Source organism: Neofamilia massiliensis (assembly GCF_001299475.1).
In the GTDB taxonomy this organism is placed as follows: Bacteria; Bacillota; Clostridia; order Tissierellales; family Peptoniphilaceae; genus Neofamilia; species Neofamilia massiliensis.
In genome coordinates this window covers 641,147-664,266 of sequence record NZ_CYUJ01000003.1, presented here as the reverse complement: position 1 = coordinate 664,266, position 23,120 = coordinate 641,147, and the positions used below count along the sequence as shown (strand labels likewise).

Annotated in this window: 23 protein-coding genes; 21 read left to right on the top strand and 2 right to left on the bottom strand. The window is 38.0% G+C overall.

The genetic code is table 11. The annotated features are described in order from the left end of the window. Positions 1-8 precede the first annotated feature (8 nt). The 14 genes from modB (at position 9) to BN2667_RS07445 (ending at position 11,840) form a co-directional block, all read left to right on the top strand. Positions 9-698: a molybdate ABC transporter permease subunit gene (gene modB, locus BN2667_RS07510; RefSeq protein WP_054252712.1), complete on the top strand. Its 690-nt coding sequence runs from the start codon at positions 9-11 to the stop codon at positions 696-698. Further along, a complete protein-coding gene (locus BN2667_RS07505) occupies positions 698-1,747 on the top strand; it encodes a sulfate/molybdate ABC transporter ATP-binding protein (protein ID WP_054252711.1) in 1,050 nt (349 codons plus the stop codon). Before modB ends, BN2667_RS07505 begins: the two co-directional genes overlap by 1 nt. Positions 1,748-1,764: 17 nt before the next feature. Further along, a complete protein-coding gene (locus BN2667_RS07500) occupies positions 1,765-3,000 on the top strand; it encodes a molybdopterin molybdotransferase MoeA (protein WP_054252710.1) in 1,236 nt (411 codons plus the stop codon). A gap of 14 nt (positions 3,001-3,014) precedes the next feature. Then, a complete protein-coding gene (gene moaA, locus BN2667_RS07495; RefSeq protein WP_054252709.1) occupies positions 3,015-3,956 on the top strand; it encodes a GTP 3',8-cyclase MoaA in 942 nt (313 codons plus the stop codon). A 2-nt stretch (positions 3,957-3,958) separates the two neighbouring features. Beyond that, the gene (gene moaC, locus BN2667_RS07490) at positions 3,959-4,444 is read left to right on the top strand and encodes a cyclic pyranopterin monophosphate synthase MoaC (protein WP_054252708.1); all 486 of its coding nucleotides are present in this window, start codon (positions 3,959-3,961) and stop codon (positions 4,442-4,444) included. After that, positions 4,441-4,869, top strand: coding sequence for an MOSC domain-containing protein (locus BN2667_RS07485; RefSeq protein WP_054252707.1), 429 nt, complete (start codon positions 4,441-4,443; stop codon positions 4,867-4,869). The genes moaC and BN2667_RS07485 overlap by 4 nt, the downstream gene beginning before the upstream one ends. 7 nt (positions 4,870-4,876) lie before the next feature. Further along, positions 4,877-5,854 (top strand): molybdopterin-binding protein, encoded by a 978-nt coding sequence (locus BN2667_RS07480; protein ID WP_054252706.1) that lies wholly within the window; start codon positions 4,877-4,879, stop codon positions 5,852-5,854. Next, positions 5,854-6,369 (top strand): MogA/MoaB family molybdenum cofactor biosynthesis protein, encoded by a 516-nt coding sequence (locus BN2667_RS07475; RefSeq protein ID WP_054252705.1) that lies wholly within the window; start codon positions 5,854-5,856, stop codon positions 6,367-6,369. The genes BN2667_RS07480 and BN2667_RS07475 overlap by 1 nt, the downstream gene beginning before the upstream one ends. A gap of 122 nt (positions 6,370-6,491) precedes the next feature. Next, the gene (locus BN2667_RS07470; protein ID WP_054252704.1) at positions 6,492-7,145 is read left to right on the top strand and encodes a ferredoxin-like protein; all 654 of its coding nucleotides are present in this window, start codon (positions 6,492-6,494) and stop codon (positions 7,143-7,145) included. Positions 7,146-7,155: 10 nt separating this feature from the next. Further along, entirely contained in the window at positions 7,156-9,258 is a 2,103-nt protein-coding gene (locus BN2667_RS07465) for an aldehyde ferredoxin oxidoreductase (RefSeq protein WP_054252703.1), read from the top strand. 47 nt (positions 9,259-9,305) lie between these two features. After that, positions 9,306-10,040, top strand: a complete 735-nt coding sequence (locus BN2667_RS07460) for a hypothetical protein (RefSeq protein WP_054252702.1) — start codon at positions 9,306-9,308, stop codon at positions 10,038-10,040. Between the two features lie 24 nt (positions 10,041-10,064). Continuing rightward, complete coding sequence (locus BN2667_RS07455) at positions 10,065-10,298, top strand: Sec-independent protein translocase subunit TatA/TatB (RefSeq protein ID WP_054252701.1); 234 nt, start codon at positions 10,065-10,067, stop codon at positions 10,296-10,298. A 17-nt stretch (positions 10,299-10,315) separates the two neighbouring features. After that, positions 10,316-11,065, top strand: coding sequence for a twin-arginine translocase subunit TatC (gene tatC / locus BN2667_RS07450; RefSeq protein WP_082380227.1), 750 nt, complete (start codon positions 10,316-10,318; stop codon positions 11,063-11,065). After that, the gene (locus BN2667_RS07445) at positions 11,049-11,840 is read left to right on the top strand and encodes a molybdopterin-guanine dinucleotide biosynthesis protein B (RefSeq protein WP_054252700.1); all 792 of its coding nucleotides are present in this window, start codon (positions 11,049-11,051) and stop codon (positions 11,838-11,840) included. The genes tatC and BN2667_RS07445 overlap by 17 nt, the downstream gene beginning before the upstream one ends. A 255-nt stretch (positions 11,841-12,095) precedes the next feature. Here BN2667_RS07445 and BN2667_RS07440 read toward each other — a convergent pair whose 3' ends face one another. Further along, entirely contained in the window at positions 12,096-13,337 is a 1,242-nt protein-coding gene (locus tag BN2667_RS07440; RefSeq protein WP_054252699.1) for an AraC family transcriptional regulator, read from the bottom strand. A 190-nt stretch (positions 13,338-13,527) separates the two neighbouring features. Between BN2667_RS07440 and argF the strand changes: the two genes are divergently transcribed. The 7 genes from argF (at position 13,528) to BN2667_RS09375 (ending at position 22,072) form a co-directional block, all read left to right on the top strand. Then, a complete protein-coding gene (gene argF / locus BN2667_RS07435; protein WP_054252698.1) occupies positions 13,528-14,520 on the top strand; it encodes an ornithine carbamoyltransferase in 993 nt (330 codons plus the stop codon). Between the two features lie 140 nt (positions 14,521-14,660). Then, entirely contained in the window at positions 14,661-15,815 is a 1,155-nt protein-coding gene (locus BN2667_RS07430) for a CD0519/CD1768 family membrane protein (RefSeq protein ID WP_054252697.1), read from the top strand. A 9-nt stretch (positions 15,816-15,824) separates the two neighbouring features. Then, a complete protein-coding gene (locus BN2667_RS07425; protein WP_054252696.1) occupies positions 15,825-18,335 on the top strand; it encodes an AAA family ATPase in 2,511 nt (836 codons plus the stop codon). Between the two features lie 14 nt (positions 18,336-18,349). Continuing rightward, positions 18,350-19,513, top strand: a complete 1,164-nt coding sequence (locus tag BN2667_RS07420) for an ornithine cyclodeaminase family domain (protein WP_054252695.1) — start codon at positions 18,350-18,352, stop codon at positions 19,511-19,513. Next, a complete protein-coding gene (locus BN2667_RS07415; protein WP_054252694.1) occupies positions 19,513-20,607 on the top strand; it encodes a putative NPN-dependent ornithine cyclodeaminase in 1,095 nt (364 codons plus the stop codon). The genes BN2667_RS07420 and BN2667_RS07415 overlap by 1 nt, the downstream gene beginning before the upstream one ends. 17 nt (positions 20,608-20,624) lie before the next feature. After that, positions 20,625-21,554: a carbamate kinase gene (gene arcC, locus BN2667_RS07410; protein ID WP_054252693.1), complete on the top strand. Its 930-nt coding sequence runs from the start codon at positions 20,625-20,627 to the stop codon at positions 21,552-21,554. A gap of 353 nt (positions 21,555-21,907) precedes the next feature. Continuing rightward, positions 21,908-22,072: a hypothetical protein gene (locus BN2667_RS09375; protein ID WP_156191370.1), complete on the top strand. Its 165-nt coding sequence runs from the start codon at positions 21,908-21,910 to the stop codon at positions 22,070-22,072. A gap of 468 nt (positions 22,073-22,540) precedes the next feature. On the opposite strand, the gene fic is transcribed toward BN2667_RS09375, so the two are convergent. Then, entirely contained in the window at positions 22,541-23,104 is a 564-nt protein-coding gene (gene fic, locus BN2667_RS07405; RefSeq protein WP_054252692.1) for a protein adenylyltransferase Fic, read from the bottom strand. Positions 23,105-23,120: the final 16 nt, after the last annotated feature.

Below are 23,120 nucleotides of genomic sequence, written 5' to 3'. Positions count from 1 at the left end.
GAGAACTTATGGACCTTTTTCCCCTCTACAATTCACTGAGAATAGCTATAATTTCATCTATAATAACATTTTTCCTAGGCATTTTCTTTGCCTACGAAATAAAGAAACTTCCTAGGACCCTTAAGGGGGTCCTTGATGTTTTTTTGACCCTGCCTTTAGTTTTGCCACCGACAGTAATTGGATTTTTTATTTTAAAAACTTTAGGACCAAATTCATCTTTAGGAGCCCTTGTAGACAAGGCCTTTGGCATAAGTCTTGTAATGAAATGGTATTCGGCAATTTTTGCAACAGTTTTAGTTACCTTTCCCCTTATGTATAGAACTGCCAGAGGGGCCTTTGAAGCCTTTGACGAAAATTTAAAATACGCAGCCCAAACCCTAGGCAAGTCCAACACTTGGATTTTTTGGAAACTGTATTTACCAAATTCCAAGTCGGGGATCCTAGCAGGTTTAGTTTTGGCCTTTGCTAGGGCCCTTGGAGAATACGGGGCGACTTCAATGGTTGCAGGTTATACTCCAAAGAAGACAGCTACAATTTCAACAACAGTTTATCAATTGTGGCGAACAGGCAATGACGTTGAGGCCTACCTTTGGGTTTTAATAAATGTCTTTATTTCCCTTTTAGTTTTACTAACTATAAATATTTTAGAAAACAAAAACCAGACTAAGCTAAAAAAAGAAAGTCTTGAGGACCTATAATGATAGAAGTTAAAATAAAAAAAGAATTTCCAGGCTTTAGCTTAGATGTAGATTTTAAATCAGCAAATGAAATTCTCGGCCTCCTTGGAGCCTCAGGTTCAGGCAAGTCACTGACCCTAAAATGTATAGCAGGCCTAGTCAAACCAGATTCTGGTCGCATTGTTTTAAATGGCAGGGTCTTATTTGACAGCGAAAAAAACATTAACTTAAGGCCCCAAGATAGAAAAGTTGGCTACCTCTTCCAAGACTACGCCCTCTTTCCCAATATGACCTTGAAAGAAAATGTCTTAGTTGGCATTAGGGAAAAAATATCTAAAGAAGAGAAAGATTTATTGGCAGAAAATATCTTAAAAGAATTTGACCTAGTAAACCACAAGGATCATTACATTTACGAACTTTCTGGCGGACAAAGACAAAGGGCAGCCCTTGCGAGAATTATTGTAAACAAACCAGAGATTTTACTTTTAGACGAACCTCTTTCAGCCTTAGATGACTTTTTAAGATGGCAAATAGAAATTTCACTAAAGGAAATAATTACAAAGCACAAGCTACCTGCAATTTTAGTTTCCCACTCTCGAGACGAGGTTTACAGACTTTGCGACAGCATATCTGTAATAAAAGACGGCAAGTCAGAAGAAAAAATGTCTACCCTAGACTTATTTGCCAGGCCAAAGACCCTAGCAGCTGCCTTAATATCTGGTTGCAAAAATTATTCTCACATAGAAAAAATTGGAGACGACTTAGTTTATGCCAGCGACTGGGGAATAGACTTAAAAGTGAAAGATTTAAAAGACCAAGATATTTTAGGCATAAGGTCTCACAGCTTAGAAATCATTACAAGCCAAGAAGAAAACTCTTTTAAAATAGAAAAATATATGGAAATAGATGACGTCTTTGAGTCAGTTGTTATAGTACACAGTCCGAAAAACTCTTCTAAGTTTGGGAAAATTAGAATTTCCCTGGCCAAAGAAAAATGGGCAGCCTTAAAGACCGAAGAAAATTTATATGTTAAAATTAGACCAGAAAAAATAATGCTATTAAATACTTAAAACCCTAAGGAGGGCAAATGAATTATAAGGACCAAATTACTCCTGACCAAGGAGCCAAAAAACTTTTAGACTTTAATATAGAATATAAATATGAAGAAATAGAGACAAGCCAGGCCTTTAAAAGGATTTTAGCTGAGGACCTATATGCAAAAATTGACGTGCCTTCCTTTGACAAGTCGCCCTTTGACGGCTACGCCCTAAGGGGAGAAGATACTAAAGGCGCCAGCGAAGAAAATCCAATAAGATTTGAAATTACAGAAGAAATTCCTGCAGGATCTTTTCCAAAGAAAGATCTTGGAATCTTTCAAGCAGCAAAAATTTTAACTGGCGGTCCTCTACCTAAGGGAGCCAACACTACAATAAAATTTGAAAAAACTGACTTTACAGAAAATCAAGTTTTTATAAAAGAGGAGCTAAAGGCAAACTCTAATGTAGTTAAACAGGGAGAGGATATTAAGAAAAATAGTTTACTTTTAGAAAGGGGAAGTAATCTTGACAGTCCATCTCTTGGACTTTTAGCTAGCCAGGGCATAGAAAAAATCAAAGTTTATAAAAAACCGAAATTAGGATTTTTCCTAACAGGATCAGAATTAAAAGAGTTAGGTCAGGACTTAGAGCCAGGAGAAATATACGACTCTAACCACTTGACCTTCTTGTCGATATTTGAAAATCTAGGCTTTGTAGTAGAAGACTATGGTTTAGTAGAAGATGGCCTTGAAGAAATTATGAGACTTACAAAGATAGCCAATGAGACTTGCGACCTTTTAATAACAACAGGTGGAGCCTCAGTTGGCGACTACGACTATGGAGCCAGGGCTGTTAAAAATTTAGGCGGAAAGGTTCTCTTTACAAAAACTGCCATGAAGCCAGGAGGGTCTCTAGTTGTTTCAAAACTTAATAACAAGGCAGTTATTAACTTGTCTGGCAATCCAGGTGCAGCAATCCTCGGCCTCTTTAGAGTCTGCCTGCCATTTTTAAAAAAGACCCTAGGCAGGAAAGAAATTTATAGCCCATCTTTTCAAGCCCTTTTAAAAAAGCCCTTTGACAAGGAAAATCCAAGGCTTAGGCTTTTAAGAGGATCTTTAGAATATGAAGATGGCAAGGTTTATTTTGTAGAGGACTCAAGCCAAGGCAATGGAATTTTATCTTCCTTTGTTGGCTCTAAGGTCTTTGGAGAAATTCCTCCAGGAGTAAACTACTTAGACGCAGGAAAGCTTATTAAAGTATATGACTTAGAAAATTTATTTAGTTAGCGGTGAATTAATTAATGAAAGATAGATACAAAAGAGAAATTTCCTATATGAGAATTTCCCTAACAGACAGGTGTAACTTTCGATGTCTCTACTGCATGCCAGCAGATGGCATAGAAAAGTGCAGCCACGACGACATAATTTCTCTAGAAGAAGTTGAAAAAATCGTTAGAGCAGCAGCAACCTTAGGCATAAAAAAAATTAGACTGACAGGAGGCGAGCCCCTAGTTAGAAAGGGAATCGTGTCCTTGTGCGAAAAGATTTCTAAAATACCAGGCATTGAAGAAATTTGTCTGACTACAAATGGAGCTCTTTTCAAAGACTATGCCAAGGCCTTAAAAGACGCTGGAGTAGGAAGAGTCAACTTTTCCCTAGACACCCTAGATCCAGAAAAATTTAAAAAGATAAGTAGAGGCGGCGATCTAAAGCAGACTTTAGCAGCAATAGATGAGGCCATAAGTCTTGGATTTAAGGTTAAGATAAATGCCGTTCTCATTGGCGGTTTTAATATAGATGACATTGAAAAATTAGTGGACTACACTAAAGACCATGATATTCAAGTTCGCTTTATTGAACTTATGAAAATGGGTCAGACTATTAATTGGGACCAAAAAAACTTTGTTTCTAATAATATAGTTTTAGAAAAACTTCCAGACTTGGAAGAAGTAAAGACAGATGGAGTGGCAAAAGTTTATAAAATGCCAGGACATAAGGGAACTGTCGGCCTAATTTCTCCAATTTCATCTTGCTTCTGCCAGGACTGTAATAGGATTAGACTAACAGCAGATGGCAAACTTAAGCCTTGTCTCCATTCAAATAGAGAAATTTCATTAAAGGGCCTAGATGGAGATGACCTACTAGCTGCCTTAAAGGAAGGAATATATGACAAGGACAAAAGCCACCACTTAGTTGACGGGACAACTGACACAAAAAGATTTATGAACACCATAGGAGGTTAAGGATGGAAAAAAATCTAACCCACTTAAATGAAAGTGGCAGGGCCAAAATGGTTGACGTGTCTAATAAAGACAAGACTCAAAGAAGCGCCAAGGCCTCAGCCAAGGTACTATTAAATGAAGAAACTTATAGGTTACTTGTTAACCAGGGCATAAAAAAGGGAGACGTTTTAGCAGTTAGTCAGGTAGCTGGAATAATGGGAGCAAAAAAAACTCCAGACCTAATTCCCATGTGCCATCCAATATCTATAACTGGTGCAGACATCGACTTTGTTCTAGATGATAAAAAATATGAAATTGAAATTATTGCTACGACAAAGGTCCTAGGCGAAACTGGAGTTGAAATGGAAGCCTTGACTGCAGTTGCAACAGCAGCTCTAACAATTTATGACATGTGCAAGGCTGTTCAAAGAGATATTGTTATAACAGATATAAAATTATTAGAAAAAACTGGCGGCAAGTCAGGAGACTATAAAAGGGAGGACGCATGAAAGTAGTTTCAGTTTGTATAAGTGAAAAAAAGGGGACAAGAAAACACAAGGTTCCTTTTGTTGAAATAAAAAAAGACCACGGCATTGTTGGAGACGCCCACGCAGGCAACTGGCACAGGCAAATTTCTCTACTAGGCATTGAATCTTTAGAAAAAATGAAAAAAGAATTGCCAGACTTAGACTCTGGAGACTTTGCAGAAAATATTATGACTGAAGGCCTTTGCCTTTATGAACTTCCTATAGGAACTAGATTAAAAATTGGCCAAACAGAAGTTGAAGTTACTCAAATTGGCAAAGAATGTCACCATGGATGTGAAATTAGAAAAATAACTGGCGACTGTGTTATGCCTAGAGAGGGAATTTTTGCCATAGTAATTAAAGAAGGAAAAATTTATCCAGGTGACCCAATAGAAATTTTAAAGTAGGTAAGAAATGATAAAGAAAATAAAAACAGAAGAAGCAATTGGAAAACCACTTCTTCACGACATAACAGGAATTCTAGAATCAGGTTTTAAGGGAGTTGTCTTTAAGAGAAATCACATAATCAAAGAAGAAGACGTTGAAGTCCTTAAGGACCTAGGCAAGGACCATGTCTATGTAGGAAGCCTAGATAAAGACCAAGTTCACGAAGAAGACGCAGTTTTAGAAATTAAAGACCTGCTAAAGGGAAAAAATATTTCTACATCAGAAGTTTCAGAGGGAAAGATCTCACTTATAGCTGACTGTGATGGAGTCTTAGAATTAAACAGCCAAGGCCTTTACCAGATGAATTTAATTGGCGATTACACTTTGGCGACTTTAAAAAATTTCTCTCCAGTAAAAAAAGGCGACAAGCTTTGTGGGGCCAGAATTGTTCCCCTTTGGACTAGCAGGGACCAAGTTGAAAAAGCCAAAAACCTTGCAGAAAAATATTTTCCAATTTTTCAAGTACATCCCTACCAGCACTTAAGGGTGGGCATAATTATAACTGGCGACGAAGTCTACACTGGCAGAATCGAAGATAGGTTTGAAGGAGTTTTAAGAAATAAACTTGCAAGCTTTGATGCAGATATTATTGATGTAAGAAAATGTCCAGATGATCTTCAAAAAATTAAAGAAGCCTTAGACTTTTATCTCTCTAAAGATGCAGACTTAATTATTTTTACAGGAGGCATGAGTGTAGACCCAGATGACCTAACACCAACAGCAATAAAAAATTCTGGGGCAAGGATGATTATCCAAGGTCTTCCAGTTCAACCAGGAAATATGCTGACAATTGGCGACTTAGATGGAAAGATTTTAATCGGAGTTCCTGGAGCGACTATGCACGCACCTATAACTTCCTTTGACTTTGCTCTGCCAAGAATTTTTGCAAAAATAAAATTAAAGAGAGAAGACTTTATAAAAATGGGAGAAGGAGGACTTTTATAATGACAAAAAAATTAAACGGCTACAAGGCAGCAGTCCTTACAGTATCAGACAGGTCTTATGCAGGAGTTAGAGAAGACCTTGGCGGTCCGCTTTTAAAAGACCTACTAGAAGACCTAGGTTTTGAAGTTGTTGCCAAAGGCCTAGTTCCAGATGAAGTCTATCGAATTAAAGATGCTTTAATAGAAATTACAGACAGAGAAGACATAGCTCTTGTTGTAACAACTGGAGGCACAGGTTTTTCTAAAAGAGATGTAACACCTGAAGCGACAATAGAAGTTTGTGACAGACTTGCTCCAGGCATCCCTGAAATGATGAGGGCCTATTCAGCAAAGATTACTAACAGGGCCTGCCTATCAAGAGCCCAAGCAGGACTTAGAAAGTCTAGCCTAATAATAAATTTTCCAGGCTCACCAAAGGCCATAAAAGAAAACTTGGAGGCAATTTCTGATTCACTTATTCACGGCTTAGATATGCTCACAGGTGGACCAGCAGATTGTGCAAATGAAAACAAATAAATAAAATTTTTAAAGGACAAAAGCTCTATAAAGACTTTTGTTCTTTTTTTGTTTTTTTATTGACAAGGACTTTTATTTCCACTAGTATAATATTTATAAGAAACTAATAAGAGGGGAAAAATATGTCAGAAAATAAAAAATTATTTGATAAGAAATATACACGTAGACAATTTTTACAAATCTCTGGAAAGGGACTTGCAGGTCTTGCTGTTTCTGCTTCACTTTTAAACCTAATTGGTTGTGAAGAAAAACAAATTAAAAACGGCAAAATCTTTTCCTGGGCAACACCAACAGGCTTACTTGTTGTTAACAAAGACAAGTGCGTTGGCTGTCACAGGTGCGAAATGAATTGTAACCTACAAAACGACGGAAATAGAATTCAACCATTTATCGCTAGATTAAACCTAAGAGATAATTATTACTTTGGTGAAGAGCTAAATGATGATTACCTACATAATCCAGGAGTCATTGGAAACTTTAGATGGGAACCAGTTACTTGTAAGCAATGTGCAAATCCTTGGTGCGGAAACGCCTGTCCAGTTGATGCAATTTATGCAGACGAAAAAACTGGAACAAGATTAATTGACAAGGAAAAATGTATTGCTTGTGGCGCTTGTACAAAGGCCTGCCCATGGCATCTACCAAAAATTGATCCAGAAGAAAATGTTTCAACTAAGTGCGTTAACTGTGGAGCCTGTGTAAAAGGCTGCATTACTGGCGCCATTGAAATGGTTAAGTGGGAAGATGTAGCAACTGCCCTAGCTGAAAGCAAGTAAGGAGGATTTTATGACTTTAGGATTTACAGGCAAACAACTTAGGATAAACCTAACAACAGGAGAATCTACAGTTGAAGATTCTTTAAAATACAAAGACTATATAGGAGGAGCTGGAGTAGGAACTAGAATAATGTATGAAGAAGTTCCAGTAGGCACAAAACCTTATGACGAAGCCAACAAATTAATTTATTCAGTTGGACCAAACACAGGTACCTCAGCTCCATGTTCAGGTAGAATTACAATCACTTCACTTTCTACATTTACCAAGGGCCACAACATTATCCACGCCCACATGGGTGGAGAAATGGCCTACATGATGAAAATGGCTGGCTATGACACAATAATTGTAGAAGGAAAAGCTGACAAGCCAGTCTTTATAAAAATAAGAGACGACGAAGTTTCTATAGAAGACGCCTCAGACCTTTGGGGCCAATCGACTAGGGAAACAACCAAACGTATAGCAGATAAAATCGGCAAGGAATACAACACAACTGCCATAGGAGTAGCTGGAGAAAATCTAGTCAACCTATCTTGTATGCTAAATGCAACAGCCCACTCAGGTGGTGGAGGAACTGGCGCAGTTATGGGTTCTAAAAACTTAAAGGCCATTTCAATTTATGGAACAGGTGGAGTAAAAGTCGCCGATGGCAAAAAGATTTTAGAACTAAATAACTATGTAATGAAAGACCTAATGGGATCTAACAACAATCACGTTGTTCCATCAACAGAAAGACCTTGGGCAGAATACCACGATCCTAACTCTCGTTGGACAGGAAGACCAGGCCTAACTTGGGGAGCAGCTGACGGCGGCCCAGTTGATACAGGAGATGCACCTCCAGGGGAATTAAATAAATTTGGTTACAGGTGCCAAAAGGCCTACAAGGACTTTGGACCGGTTTCAGAAAAATATACAGTAAAAATGGGCGGATGTACATCTTGTCCAGTTAGGTGCTACGGAGTAGTTGAAGTTCCATTTATGGAAGAAGAAGGCTACCTACCAGTTGGCGCTAACACCTGTATGCCTAACTTTGAATACGCAAAAATTTTAAATAAACCAAAGGACTATATGGAAGAAGGAGACGGAACTTTCTTAGCCAATTACGCAGCCTTAACAACTGCTGACGAGCTTGGACTTTGGGAAAACTACGGAGAACTTCCAAACACAATTAAATATTTTATAGACCACAATATTTTGGAACAAATTTTACCAAAAGAAGAATACGACGACCTAAGATGGGACCTATATGAAGCAGGAGACCCAGGCTTTATTAGAGACATTCAAACTAGAATAGCAGAAAAGCGTGGAGAAATTGCCCACCTAGGTGAAGGCGCCTACTTTGTAAACGAAAGATACAAGGACATCTTAGGAGACGACTACCTAAACGCCAAAGAAGTTTCAGTAATTTCACCTCTTGGTTGGTCCAAACACCACGGCAACGAATGTGCTGCCCAAGTTGGAGCCCTAACAAATATTTTCTACAACAGAGACTGTATGACTCACACAATTGTAAATATTTGGGGATCAGGCCTTCCTTATGACGTACTTAATCCAATAATTGAAGGCTACTTTGGCAAGGGATGTTTAGACAAGGTTAAAAACTACACTCCAATGAACGAGTCTAAGGCAAAATTTGCAAAATTCGGTGTTGTTCGTCAGTGGCTACACGACTCCTTTACTCTTTGTAACTGGGTATGGCCAATGACTTTATCTCCACTTCCAGAAAGAGGCTACAAGGGTGACCTTACAGTAGAAGCCCAATATATGACAGCCATTACTGGAGACGAATGGTCAATGGAAGACTTAGACTTTGCAGCAGAAAGAGGTTTGCAACTTCTTAGGGCTACAACAGTTTTAGGTCTAAACACAGTTGATATGAGAAATGAACACGATGCCTTTAACGATTGGGTTTATGATATGGATCCTGACTTTAAGGCCTTTGAAGAAGGAACTATTAAAATGGACAGGGCAGATATGCAAACAGCTCTAACTATGATTTACAGAGAAATGGGCTGGGACGAAGTTACAGGAGCACCAACTAGGGCGACTTTAGAAAAGTTTGGCCTAGGAGATGTTGCTGACGATTTAGCTTCAAAAAATCTGCTACCAGCATAAGAAATATAGGCGGGCCAAATGTGCCCGCTAAATTTTTAGGTGATTAAGTGACAAAAAATTTTGACCAAGAAAAAAATCTTCCTCAGACCAGAGCTGAAGAGGAAGCTGAAATAAAAAAATATATAGAAGAAAATACAGACCTTGATGAGAAGGAAGCAGCTGAGCTAATGCACAACTTAGATTTAAAAACAATAGCAGCCTTTGAAACTGCTATGGACAAGGTGGCAAAAGAATACGAAAGAGAAAGGTCTCAGGCAGAAATCCTATACGAATATATAAGAGGAAAAAATTTAAAAGAAAAGCTTGGAAAAAAATCTGATCTTATAAAAAATCCTCCTCAAGGCTTAAGGTCAGAAGAAGTTGAAGAGATTCTTACAAACATTGACGATTATGAAGACCTTGACAATCTTGATCTAATAGAAACTGCCAAGGATGTTTACTATTATGATATTCTCTTGTGGACTGGACAATATGCAGACACTGCTGTAATATTAGAAGAGAAAGATATTAACAAGGCAATAGCAACTAGGGCCAGAAGAGATTGTAAAATTTATCCAAGGCCCTTACAATTTACTGCCCTTTATGAGCCTCCTTATTCCTATAAGGAAGAAGAAATTGAAAGAGCCTTAAAGGCCATGGAAGCAGACGAAAACTACCAAGACATAAAAGTAGTTGAGGCTTCAAACGGCGGCAAGTGTATTTATTCCACAGATGAAATGAGCGAGAAGTATGCAAAAAGTCTTTGTGAATATTTAGAAGTTGAAAGTAAAGAGTACCAATAATTTTTATAGAAAGAAGGAAGATAAATGGGAAGATTAGGAATAGGCGAATTAGCCATAATACTAGTAATAGTCTTAATAGTATTTGGACCAAAAAAATTACCAGAGCTTGCAAAGTCAATGGGCCAAGCAGTCAAGGAATTTAAAAAAGGCCAAGAAGACCTAGAAGAAACTTTAAACCAACCAGCCATAACAAAAGAAGAAAAAACTGATGGTCAGGTTTCAGAAAAAATTGACCAAGCTCAAAACAATGACAAATAAGACTAGAGGTTAGATTTTTGAATTCAGATAAAGACATGCCAATCATTGGCCACTTAGACGAATTAAGAAAAAGACTTACTATAGTGTCAGTAGCTCATTTAATTGTGATGCTACTGGCATTTTCACGCTCAGGAAAGATCCTAGAAAAGCTTATGGAATTAAATCCTAAGATGCACCTGATTTTTGTAGAACCGTCAGAAATTATGAACGTCTACATTCACATAGCCCTAGTTCTAGCAATTGGAATCTGCTTGCCACTGACTATCTACCATCTTTGGGCCTTTGTAGCCAAGGGCCTTTATGACAATGAAAAGAAAATGGTAAAAATAGCTTTAGGTCTAGGCTTTGGATTTTTTCTTGTAGGAGTGATTTTTGCCTACAAGGTTGTTGTGCCAATATCCCTACAATTTTTTACCAGAATTGCCATTGACCAAGTTGCGCCGATGATTTCTGTAAAATCTTATATATCCTTTATCTTGACCTTGATGTTAGCTATGGGCGTGGTTTTTAATATTCCATCCTTTGCCTACATTGGCACCAAGCTAGGGATTTTGACACCAAGCTTTTTTACTAGCTATGACAAGCACTTAATTATTTTGATTTTTATTTTGGCAGCAATTATTACGCCACCAGATGTAATTTCCCAGTGCCTAATAGGCCTGCCAATGGTTGGCCTTTTAAAACTGTCAGCCTTTATTTCAACAAAGACCTACAAGGAAAAACTTAGAGAAGCAGACAAGGAGTTAGTAGATGAGACAAAAAAATAAACACATGAAGGCCTTTTCTGTAACAGGAGTTTCTAAGTCTGGCAAGACAACTTTAGTAGTTGAGCTTACAAAAGAATTGACAAAAAGAGACTATACAGTTGGAACAGTAAAATCAATTGGCTGTGGCAGAGGCTGTCAAGGTCATTTAACAGGAGCCTGTGACGGAAACCACCACCATCCAGAATTTGGTTTTACCATAGACACTGAAGGGAAAAACACCTTTAAGCACAGAAGGGCTGGAGCAAAAGTTGTAACAGCCTGGTCCAAGGGAGAAACAGCTTTAATTTATCCTGAGAGACTAGAACTTGCTGACCTTATTGACAGCTACGACTATGACTTTTTAATTGTAGAAGGTGGCAGGGCCTATGATCTTCCAAAAATCACAACAGGGTCAAGTCTTGAAAACTTAGACAAGAGACTAAAAAAGACCACCTTTGCCATATCTGGAAAAATTGCAGATGAGATAGAAGACTACAAGGGCCTTAAGGCCTTTAAAACTTTTGATGACATAGAAAAACTAGCAGACCTAGTAGAAGAAAAAGTCTACCCAGCTCTTGCCTTTAAAGACTATAAGGGCTGCAAAATGTGTGGACTGACTTGCAAGGACCTGGCAGAAAAAATTGCCCAAGGAGAAGAAACTTATAAGGCTTGTCTAAGAGCCTATCCAAAAATTGCTTTTGATGGCGATGAAGAGACAGAAGAAAAAATAAGGAAGGCCCTAGTGAAAATGGACCTAGAAAACTTTCCAAGAGAAATAAAAATTTCATACAAATAAAAAACCAAGATTAGCGAAAATGCCAGTCTTGGTTTTTTTGATTTGTTGCAAAGGGGGACACAGCTAAAACGTAAGGGGACTGTCCCTTGTGGCCTGTCCCCGACTTAACTGCAAGGGGGACACACCTGAATAGGCCGTCGAATTCTAACCAATCGACCTTCCCTTTCGGTCGGTCTCTTGGGAATTCTTGGCACGAGACCTGTAACCAAATCAGAGATTTGGACTAGGGCTTCGAATGTCCCCTGAACAAAAAATTTATTTTTCCTTACCCTTGGCGAAGCTTCTAAAGTCTGACGGGGTCATTGTGGTCTGTCTTTGGAAGTTTCGCAGGAAAGTTTTCTGGTTGTTAAAGCCTACTCGCAGGGCGATTTCACCAACAGGAATGTCTGTGTCTGTTAGTAGTTGGCAGGCTTTTTTTATTCTTAGAGTTGAAAGCAGGCTAGAGAAGTTTTCTTCTACATAGTATTTTAAAATCTTGTTTATATTTTGAGGACTGGTATCAAAAAGTTCTGACACTTCTAGGATGTCCAAATCACCTTCGTAGTTGTCGTAAATGTATTCTAAAATTTTTACTGCCCTTTGGTCCAATTTTGTATTTAAAAACTTTGTGTAGGCCTGGTTGGCCTTGCGAAACTTGTTGGCCTGAACCCCTGTGTGGGTTTGAAAGACCTTGGACACTTGGGCTCCGTCTGTAAAGTTTAATAGTGAAGCAATTTCTTCTAAAGTCAAGTTGGTGTAGACTAGGAGAAATTCGATTTTTAAAATCTTCATAGACTGGATCAGCTCATAAAAGCCCATGCCAGTTAGAGATTTTATATAAGTTGAAATTGCCGATTCAGACATATAAAAAATCTTTGACAGCCTAGCAAGTGACAAGTCCTCTTTTAAATTTAAAAACATATAAGATAAAATCTGCTCGCTAAAAAATTCGTCTTCTTCAAACTCTTCTTCAGACCTTTCAGAAAGTCTTAAAAAATAAACTAGAAGCTCTGATATTTTTGCAAAGACAAAGATGTCAGAATAATTTTTCTTGCTTAAGTTTACATCTAAGGAACAAAGGCCAACTTCATCTCTAAGACTTTGGAAGATATTTAAAATCTCAGATCTCAAGGACTGAGGAACTTGGACCTTGTTGATCCTATAAAGGGTTTCTAAAAAAGGAAAGTCTTCGCTATTTAGGTTTATGTGATTTTTAATTTGATAGTTAAATAGTTCGTACTTGTAAATCAGTAGATAATAGCTAATGTGGTCATCGACTTCAATTATTTCTGAAATCTGCCAAGGATTAAGGGCAAGTAGATCGCCTTCTTCCATGGTGTAGATTTTATTTTGGATTTTAATTTTTGCCTGGCCAGAAAGGACATATAAAAACCTAGACTCCTTGTGAAGTAGGGGCCTAGTTGGAGAAAAATCTGTTTGTAGGTCTAAGGTTATTAGGTCTCTTTCGCTGACCTTGGCCTTGTAGGGATTTTGAATTTCAACTTGTTTTAAAGCCATAATTTTGCCTTTCTAAATTTCTAGATCTAATCTTTCTTCATATAATATTATATGAAAAAAATTTTGAAAGTTAAAGCTTAAATCCATTAAATACAAAATTTTCACTCGATTTTGTCCCTTGTTGGGAAAAGGTTTATGTTAAGATTATAGTAATTGTACATGTTAAATAATTATAAAGGAGACGAAGACAATGAGTTTAAATTTAAGAGGAAAACATTTTTTAAAGCTACTAGATTTTTCTAGCGAAGAAATTAGATACCTACTAGATCTATCTAAAAACTTTAAGGACATGAAAAGAGCAGGAGTTCCACACAGATACCTAGAAGGAAAAAACGTTGCTCTAATTTTTGAAAAGACTTCAACTAGAACTAGATGTGCCTTTGAAGTTGGCGCCAAGGACCTAGGTATGGGAGTTACTTATCTAGACCCAACTGGTTCTCAAATGGGCCACAAGGAATCAATTGCAGACACTGCTAGAGTTCTAGGCAGAATGTTTGATGGAATTGAATACAGGGGCTTTAAACAAACAACTGTTGAAGAACTAGCTGAATACGCTGGCGTTCCAGTTTGGAATGGCCTTACTGATGAATGGCATCCAACTCAAATGCTAGCTGACCTTTTAACTATTGAAGAACATTTTGGTTATTTAAAGGGCCTAAACTTTGTTTACATGGGCGATGCTAGAAATAATATGGCCAACTCTCTAATGGTTGCCTGTGCAAAAATGGGAGTTAACTACACAGCTTGTGCTCCAAAAGAGTTACAAACTGACGAAGAAATTGTAAAAATCGCCACAGAAATTTCCAAAGAAAACTTCTCAACTGTAAAAGTTACTGACAAGGTTTCTGAAGCTGTTACAGGCGCCAATGTTATCTACACTGATATTTGGGTTTCAATGGGCGAACCAAAAGAAATTTGGGCTGAAAGAATTAAACTTCTAAAGGACTACCAAGTTAACGCCGACGTAATGAAAAAAGCTGATGAACAAGCTATTTTCCTACACTGTCTACCATCTTTCCACGATGACAAGACTACAGTTGGCCAAGATATTGCCAAAGAATTTGGCCTAGTTGGTCTTGAAGTTACTGACGAAGTTTTTGAATCAAAACAATCTAAGGTTTTTGATGAGGCTGAAAACAGAATGCATACAATTAAAGCTGTTATGTATGCAACCTTATTCTAAGATAAATAATTTTAGGCCGATAGATAATTTTGTCGGCCTTTTACATAGGAACTTTAAAAGTTTGCTTGGATCTGCCAGGCTTTCTTTTAAATTGTTTGATAATTTAATTTTAAAAATTTTTACTTAAAAAGAGGATGCTTATGGATAGGAAAGAAAAAGTTTTTTACAAAAACGAAGTTGGCCTAGAAGTTTTTATTTTTCTGGCCTTGTTTTTAGGATTTTTTATTTATATGGGATCTGTTATGGGCGGATCTAATATGATAAACACCATTATGTTAACTGCCTACAAACTTTTAATGGACGTCTGCTTTTATTTAATGGCAGTTTGTGTAATTGCTGGTGGGATTTCAGGACTTTTTTCAGAATTTGGAGTTATCGCCTTTATTAACAAGGGACTTTCTGTTGTTATGAAGCCGATTTACGACCTGCCAGGGGCTGCGTCTCTGGGAATTTTAAATTGTTTTATGTCAGACAACCCATCGATTTTAGCCCTGGCCCACGACTCAAACTTTAGAAGGTATTTTAAAAAGTATCAATTGCCAGCTTTAACTAACCTTGGAACTTCCTTTGGCATGGGACTTATTGTCTGTACAACTATGGTTGGCCTACCCCTAGCTGATGCGCCGAAGGCAGCCTTAGTTGGTTTACTTGGTGCCATTGTCGGCTCAATTGTTTCAGTTAGACTGATGTTACTTTCTACCAAGGCCTATTATGGCGAACTTGAAATGGTTGAAGTGACAGAAGGGGATATTATTCCAGAGGGCAAGAGAAAGGTTAGAGAAGGATCTTACGGCTCTAGGTTTATCCAATCGCTTTTAGACGGAGGTAAGGTTGGAGTAGACATGGGCCTTTCAATTATTCCAGGTGTACTTTTAATTTGTACTTTGGTTATTATGCTAACTAATGGCCATGGAGCTAACGGCCTCTATGACGGTTCTGCCAACCAAGGTGTTGCCCTTTTGCCCCTGCTTGGTGAAAAAATTTCTTTTATAATCAAACCACTTTTTGGTTTTACATCAGCTGAGGCCATTGCCGTTCCTATAACTGCCCTTGGCTCATCAGGAGCAGCCATAGCTGTAGTTTCTGAAATGGTAAAATCTGGCAAGGCCCTTGGCAATGACATTGCAGTTTTTACTTCAATTTGTATGTGTTGGTCAGGTTATCTTTCGACTCATATTGCAATGATGGATGCCCTTGACACCAAAGAAATGACAGGCAAGGCAATTTTATCTCACACCATTGGTGGATTTTGTGGAGGAGTTGCTGCCCACTTTATCTATTTACTTCTAGCCTAAAGGAGGATTATGGATACCACAACTTATACCCAGGAAGCTGCTTTTCTTATAAAAACAGGCCAAGACCTGGCTATAAAAAACGAAAATTTAGAACTGACAAATTTGCATATACTCTATTCGATTTTAGACGATGAAGGAACTAAAGTTTTTAAAATTCTTTTAGACTTAGGTCTGCCTCTAAAGCTAATTAAAGACGACCTTGACCAGGCTATAAAAAAATTAAAGTCGCCTAAGGGAGTCACTAAACTTTATCTGTCTAAGGCCTATCAAAAAATGATTTTAAGTTCTGGGGAAATTTCTAGGACCATGTACGCCTCAAAAGTTTCTTCTAGCCACATTCTCTTAGGGATTTTAAAGGGAGATGACCAGGCCAGTAAAATTGCAGGCAAGTATGGCCTAAACTACGAAGTCTTTGAAGAAGCCCTTATGGATCGTTACACTAAAGATTTAATAGAAGGAGTTTCAAAAGATTCGCTTTCTAAACTTTCTAAGTACGGCAGAAATCTTACAAAAGAAGCCTTAGAAGGAAAACTCGATCCAGTTATTGGCAGGGACAGAGAGTTAAATTCCCTAATTAGAATTTTGTCTCGTAGGCTCAAGAACAATCCAATTTTAATTGGCGAAGCAGGAGTTGGAAAGACTGCCATAGTCGAAGGCTTGGTTCAAAGAATTGTAAAGAAAGACCTGCCAGACCTTTTACAAAACAAAATCGTCTTTTCCCTAGATATGACTGCCTTAGTTGCAGGAGCCAAGTACAGGGGCGACTTTGAAGAGAGACTCCAAGAAGTCCTAGACATAATAAAAGACTCTAATGGAAAAATCATTCTCTTTGTAGATGAAATCCATAACATTATTGGTTCAGGGTCTTCATCTGGGACCATGGATACGGCAAATATTTTAAAGCCCATGCTTGCTAGGGGAGAAATTTTAACCATTGGGGCTACAACCATTGACGAATATAAAAAATACATTGAAAAAGATTCAGCCCTTGACAGGCGCTTCCAAAAAATTTTAATTGAAGAGCCAAGTGAGGAGACGACTCTTTCTATTCTCAGAGGGATAAAATCCAAATACGAAAGCCACCACAAGGTTACAATCACCGACCAGGCCCTAGTTGAAACTGTAAAACTTGCAAAGAGATACCTGCCTCAAAGGAAGTTTCCAGACGTTTGTGTAGACATAATTGACGAGGCGGCGGCTCTTTTAAGAATGTATGCTGACCAGACACCTAAGGAAATTGACGATTTGAAGAGACAAATTTCCCAGCTGGAAACAGAAAAGGCTCTTATAAAAATTGAAGAAGGAAAATCTTCTTACAGGCTTGAAGATTTAGACCAGGCCATCGAAGAAAAAAATAAGCTTTATCAAGAAAAACTATCAGCTTACAAAAAAGAAAAGACCAGGCAGGAAGATTTAATAAAAGAAAAAATTGCCCTAGAAGATATAGACAAACAAATTGCTAAGGCCAAGGCCGCAGATGACTATGAAAAACTAGACAATTTACTTCTTGGGAAAAAATCTATAGAGGCGGAAATAAAAGACCTTGAAACCCAAGGACCTTATTATAAAATCGCAAACCAAGTTACAGTTGACCAAGTTAGAGAAATAGTTGAAACTCTTTCAGGCATGCCCCAAAAGACCACTGCCTACAACTTAGACTACTTTGAAAAATTACGAAAAGATTTAAAAGAAAAATTAGTGGCCATGGATCCACTAGTTGATAGCCTAGTTGATGCCTTTATTAGGTCTAAGGCAAAAGTCATTAAAGGGAATAAGCCTCTAGGATCATTTTTGCTTCTAGGCCCAAGTGGAGGAGGCAAGTCATATTTTTCTGACCTAGTTTCTAGAGAAATTTATGACGGCGATGCATCTCTAATTAAAATGGATATGGGAGAATTTACTGACAAGTCGGCGCTGACAAAACTTTTAGGAGCCCCGCCAGGCTATGTTGGTTTTGATATGGGAGGAGCCCTTTGCGAAAATATTAGGATCCATCCTTATTCAGTTGTAGCCTTTGAAAATATTGACAAGGCCCACAAGGATATTTTTTCTACCATTATAAATATAATAAAAAACGGAAAAATTAAAGATTCTAAGGGTAGAGACGCAGACTTTTCAAATGCTTTTTTAATCTTCAGCCTAAGTACAGACCTAGAAGAAGAAAAAGCCAGAGAAAAATTAGAAGAGCTTTTGCCAAAAGACTTTTTACGCAGTCTAGACTTAATTTATTATATAGACAAATTAAATGAAGAAAATGCAAGAAAGCTTGTGCAAATAAAATTAAAAGACCTCCAAGGGTCTTTGAAAAAATCCTATATAGAATTTTCTTACGACAAGGACCTAGAAGATTATTTAGTGGCCCAAGCCTTGGCAGAAAAAACTACAGGTCTAGCATTAAATAAAATTATAGAAGATGACCTGCTAACAGAAATTTCTATCTTAACTATAGAAACAGGACCAGAAGACTTGATAAAAGTACACGGGTCTTTTGATAAAAAAATTCAAGTAATAAAAAAATAAAAAGGGGAGGAAATATGTTTAAATTACCTGTATTTGAAGCACCAGACTTCAAAGAAGAAAAGTACATGACTATGCCAAATGTAAAAACTGAGGCAGTAGAAATTAAGGGAGTGGCCCCAGAAGATTTTTATCTAACCAGTCACATGCCAACATATTATAAGGTGGGAGACAAGTGGTACCTACCAGATCACAACTCAATTAACTGCCTGGCAGTTGTAAAAGATGGGGAAGTTGTAATAAAAGAATTTAGAGACCTTGAAGTTGGAGACCAAGTTGTCCTTGGCCAAAAAAGAGATGGATCTCAGGGAATTTTACTTTACAAGGAAGGCTTTCCAGCATCTGTCTATACAGAAAAAGGCTGTGCAGTTGAATCATCATTTTCAGAAAAATACGACCAGCTTTTTGACCTAATGGAATACGAAAGAGACAACGGCGGCTATATAGTTTGGGTCCTTGGACCTTCAGTTGTCTTTGACTATGACACTAGACACTCGCTAAACAAATTAGCAGAAAATGGCTACATTGACTGCCTACTTGGCGGCAATGCCATGTGTACCCACGACCTTGAAGGTGGATTTTTAAATACTGCCCTTGGTCAAAATATTTACACCCAAGAAAATGTACCTCTAGGCCACTACAACCACTTGGACCTTTTAAACGAAGTTAGGGCTACTGGTTCAATAAAGAAGTTTATTGCAGACGGCCATGTAAAAGACGGAATTATAAAAACACTAAACGACATGGACGTACCTTTTGTCCTTTGTGGATCAGTTCGTGATGACGGCCCGCTGCCAGAAGTATATGGCGACATAGACAAGGGTCTAACAGCAACTAAAGAACACTTAGACAAGGCCACACTAATAATAACAGTTGCAACCATGCTTCACTCATCATCAGTTGCCAATATGGCCTCAGGTTATAGGGTGAGAGAAGACGGTAAGATTACTCCAGTTTATATGTACACAGTTGACATAACAGAAAACGTAGTAAACAAAATTGCAGCAGCCAGAGAAAATATGGCCTTTACACCAATAGTAACTAATGCCCAAGACTTTGTAGTAAACTGTGAAAGAGCCTTAATTAAAGTAGCAGATAATGAGCTTCAAGCAGCCAATAAAATTGAAGAAAAAGAATATATACCAGCAAAGAAAAATTCAGTGGAAGGAGAAATAAGATAATGAAATTTGAAATGCCAAAATACCATCATCCAAACTTTGAAGAAGAATTTTTAAAAAAAGCTCCAAATGTTACAACTCAAGTAGTTGAAAAAGATGGAATTTCTCCAAGAAACTACCACGCCCTTTCAGTATTTCCAGAATACTTTAAAATTAACGGCAAGTGGGTCCTAGCAACTCAGTCTAGAATGGATACAGTTTGTGTAGTAAACGACAAAGAAGGAGAAGAATCTGTAGACATAGTTGAATTTAGAAATCTAAAAAAAGGCGACAAGGTTGCCATTGGAAGAACAGAAGACGGATCAGAAGGGATTTTCGTCTGGACAAAAGGCTTCTTAGAAGAAGAGGAAGAAGCAAACACCTTTGCCTTTAGAGAAGGAAGGTCTAGAGAAACTGCCTACTCAGTTGACTATGACAACTTATACGAAGTTTTAAAACACGAAAAAGCAAACAATGGTTATGTAACCTTAGTTATTGGAGCAGCTCTTACCTTAGACAGGGATTCAAGATTGGCTCTAGAAAGATTAATTCGCGAAGGCTATGTCCAAGCGATTTTTTGCGGAACAGAAACTGCAGCCTTTGACCTTGAAAGGGGAATCTTTAACACAGCTTGGGGCCAAAAGGTTTTTGATAAGGAACAAAACACAACTAGAAATCTTTATGCCACAATAAACCTAGCAAGAAAGTACGGCTCAACTAAGGCCCTAGTAGAATCTGGCATGGTTAAAGACGGTTTTGTAAAAGCCTGTATAGAAATGGACGTGCCAATAGTAATGGGAGGCACAATTAGAGACAGACTTTCGCTACCAGAAACCTATAACAACGTCTACGATGCCCAAAACGAAATGAGAAAGCACTCAAGAAAAACATCGACAATGATAATGATGTCAGCAATACTATTTACAATAGCAACAGGAAATATGACTCCATCTTACAACGAATTTGATGGCCTAGTAAGACCAGTTTATATGTACACAATTGACATCCAAGAATTTGCCGTCAACAAACTTTCTGACAGGGGAACAGTTACTGCAGTAACAATGGTAACCAACTCCCAAGACTTTATTAGAAATGTTGACAGAGCCTTAAATTCATAAGAAGAGGAAAATAATATATGAAGAAAATTGTACTAGCCCTAGGAGGAAACGCCTTAGGCTCAACTCCGGAGGAGCAAAAAGACGCAGTAAAGACAACTGCAAAATCAATAGTTGACCTAGTTGAAGCAGGCAACAAAATAATAATATCCCACGGCAACGGCCCCCAAGTTGGAATGATAAACTTAAGCTTTGATACAGCAGCAAAATCTGAAGCAAAAACTCCAGCTATGCCCTTTCCAGAATGTGGAGCAATGAGCCAGGGATACATTGGCTACCATTTGCAAAACGCCATAGAGAATGAACTTAAAAATAGAAAACTAGAAAAAATGGTTGCAACAATAGTCAGCCAAGTTCTAGTAGATAAAAAAGATCCAGCCTTTGAAAATCCAACAAAACCAATTGGGTCCTTCTATAGTGAAGAAGAAGCCAAGGCCATGGAAAAAGACGGTTTTGTCTTTAAAGAAGATGCAGGCAGAGGCTACAGGCGAGTAGTTCCATCACCAAGACCTGTAGATATTGTTGAAAAGTCCGCCATAAAACTCCTTTACGACAATGATTGTATTGTTGTAGCAGGAGGCGGCGGAGGCATTCCAGTTGTAGAAGAAGACGGCAGGCTCATAGGAGTTCCAGCAGTAATTGACAAGGACTTTACCTCAGCAAAAATTGCAGAACTTGTAGACGCTGATACTTTAATAATTTTAACAGCAGTTGACCAAGTCGCCATAAATTTTGGTGAGGAAAACGAAAAATGGTTAGATGAAATTACAATTGATCAAGCCAAGGTCTATATAGAAGAAGGCCACTTCGCTCCAGGCTCAATGCTACCAAAAGTCCAAGCTGCTATTAGCTTTGCAGAAACTAAAGAAGGCAGACAAGCCCTAATCACATCCTTAGAAAAAGCAGCAGCCGGGCTCCAAGGCAAAACAGGAACAATAATAAAAAAATAAAAATTGAATAGAGAAAAGGGGACATTTAATTTTTGGGACGTTCCTTTAGGGAAAGGGGACATTGCTTTAGCTGTGTCCACGTTTTTCAAAATTTCGGGGACATTCGAAGCCCTAGTCCAAAATTCTCCCTTCGCTCCACACAACGTGGGGACTGACCCTTGTGGTCTGTCCCCCTTCACCATCTTAACACCAAGGCGAGAGTCGATTGGCTAGAATCTGACTGCCATTTATGTGCGTCCCCTTTTCAATTGACATAATTCACTTGCAAAAAAAACTTAACCTCATCTTAACAAAGACCCAAAGAAAAACTAACAAGCCTCCAGTAAACTAAGACTACAAACTAGGAGGCGAAAATGAAAAACGGACCAATAATAGTAAATCCCCAAGCCTTAGAAAACCTAGGCAGGGACAAAACACTTGAAATCAAAGACGAAAAACCACAAACAATTAAAGTACAAATAAACCCAGACCTAAAAGTCTACACCTACGACGAAATGTGGGAAGCGATATTTGATTGAGAATTTTTTCTTAATTTAGATTTATTAAAAACATTGACCACAACTCGTAAGTTAAGAAATTAAGTTCTTTTCATAAACAACTATTGCCAATGGCGAAGCAGCCTTCCGCAGGAACAGTTTAGGGTGAAAGGGGAGGAGGGTCTCGGGAGGAGGCGATGAGGGAGAATTAAAGCCCTAGTCCAAATCTTTGATTTGGCTAACAGGTCTTATGCAAAAGATTCCCAAGAAGCCGACCGTAGGAAAGGCTGATTGGCTAGAATCTGACTGCCAGCTCCCTTAGTCTCCTCCTGAGGTGGCAACTCATTTAATCAATGAGAAAGACTAAGCGTCACAATGACTTTTGAATTTGGCGAAGCAGAGCTAGCTCAAATATTTTTATTTACTAAAAAGAACTAAGATCAGAAACAAATTATTTAATTGGCGAAGCCTTAATACAAAAAAACCAAGGCAAAATCCTTGGTTTAAATTTTATAAGTTATTAATATCGTAGTCTTCCATAGACTCATAATAGTAAGATTGTTGAATGCCTCTTAGGTAAACTTGTCTAGATTTTATTTCATCTGTCAAGGCAGCCTTTAACAAATGCTTTAGCTCTAAAGAATTTACAGGCGACCTTTCCATTGCTGACAGGTAGTCATACTTATTTACTTTCGCCCAGTCAATACATCGACCAAGCCTGGCTTTTAAAATTTGGTCCAACCACAACCTAGTTGCCCTGCCATTGCCTTCTCTAAAGGGATGGGCTATGTTCATTTCAACATACTTTTCTACAATTTGATCAAAGTTTTCTTCTGGCATAGCTTCAATTATTCTCAAGTTGTCTTTTAAAAATAAGGTTGGGGCAAAGCGAAAGTTGCCCTTGGCTAGGTTGACATCTCGGATTTTGCCAGCAAAGGGAAAGATGTCTTGGAAAAGATAGGCGTGAATGTCACAAAGTCCTTTAAATGTTCCAACTTCAAAGTTATTGATTATATTTTTGTCCCAAAGTTCAATTGATCTTTTTTTGCTTAACAATTCTTCATCTTTTTTCATTTAGTCACCTCGCTGT

Coding starts and splice junctions, on each gene's coding strand:
- BN2667_RS07420 (WP_054252695.1), top strand. CDS start 18,350: ATGTTTAAATTACCTGTATTTGAAGCACCAGACTTCAAAGAAGAAAAG.
- BN2667_RS07440 (WP_054252699.1), bottom strand. CDS start 13,337: ATGGCTTTAAAACAAGTTGAAATTCAAAATCCCTACAAGGCCAAGGTC.
- BN2667_RS07445 (WP_054252700.1), top strand. CDS start 11,049: ATGAGACAAAAAAATAAACACATGAAGGCCTTTTCTGTAACAGGAGTT.
- BN2667_RS07475 (WP_054252705.1), top strand. CDS start 5,854: ATGACAAAAAAATTAAACGGCTACAAGGCAGCAGTCCTTACAGTATCA.
- BN2667_RS07455 (WP_054252701.1), top strand. CDS start 10,065: ATGGGAAGATTAGGAATAGGCGAATTAGCCATAATACTAGTAATAGTC.
- moaA (WP_054252709.1), top strand. CDS start 3,015: ATGAAAGATAGATACAAAAGAGAAATTTCCTATATGAGAATTTCCCTA.
- BN2667_RS07415 (WP_054252694.1), top strand. CDS start 19,513: ATGAAATTTGAAATGCCAAAATACCATCATCCAAACTTTGAAGAAGAA.
- argF (WP_054252698.1), top strand. CDS start 13,528: ATGAGTTTAAATTTAAGAGGAAAACATTTTTTAAAGCTACTAGATTTT.
- modB (WP_054252712.1), top strand. CDS start 9: ATGGACCTTTTTCCCCTCTACAATTCACTGAGAATAGCTATAATTTCA.
- BN2667_RS07505 (WP_054252711.1), top strand. CDS start 698: ATGATAGAAGTTAAAATAAAAAAAGAATTTCCAGGCTTTAGCTTAGAT.
- moaC (WP_054252708.1), top strand. CDS start 3,959: ATGGAAAAAAATCTAACCCACTTAAATGAAAGTGGCAGGGCCAAAATG.
- BN2667_RS09375 (WP_156191370.1), top strand. CDS start 21,908: ATGAAAAACGGACCAATAATAGTAAATCCCCAAGCCTTAGAAAACCTA.
- BN2667_RS07470 (WP_054252704.1), top strand. CDS start 6,492: ATGTCAGAAAATAAAAAATTATTTGATAAGAAATATACACGTAGACAA.
- BN2667_RS07425 (WP_054252696.1), top strand. CDS start 15,825: ATGGATACCACAACTTATACCCAGGAAGCTGCTTTTCTTATAAAAACA.
- fic (WP_054252692.1), bottom strand. CDS start 23,104: ATGAAAAAAGATGAAGAATTGTTAAGCAAAAAAAGATCAATTGAACTT.
- arcC (WP_054252693.1), top strand. CDS start 20,625: ATGAAGAAAATTGTACTAGCCCTAGGAGGAAACGCCTTAGGCTCAACT.
- BN2667_RS07500 (WP_054252710.1), top strand. CDS start 1,765: ATGAATTATAAGGACCAAATTACTCCTGACCAAGGAGCCAAAAAACTT.
- BN2667_RS07465 (WP_054252703.1), top strand. CDS start 7,156: ATGACTTTAGGATTTACAGGCAAACAACTTAGGATAAACCTAACAACA.
- BN2667_RS07480 (WP_054252706.1), top strand. CDS start 4,877: ATGATAAAGAAAATAAAAACAGAAGAAGCAATTGGAAAACCACTTCTT.
- BN2667_RS07430 (WP_054252697.1), top strand. CDS start 14,661: ATGGATAGGAAAGAAAAAGTTTTTTACAAAAACGAAGTTGGCCTAGAA.
- BN2667_RS07485 (WP_054252707.1), top strand. CDS start 4,441: ATGAAAGTAGTTTCAGTTTGTATAAGTGAAAAAAAGGGGACAAGAAAA.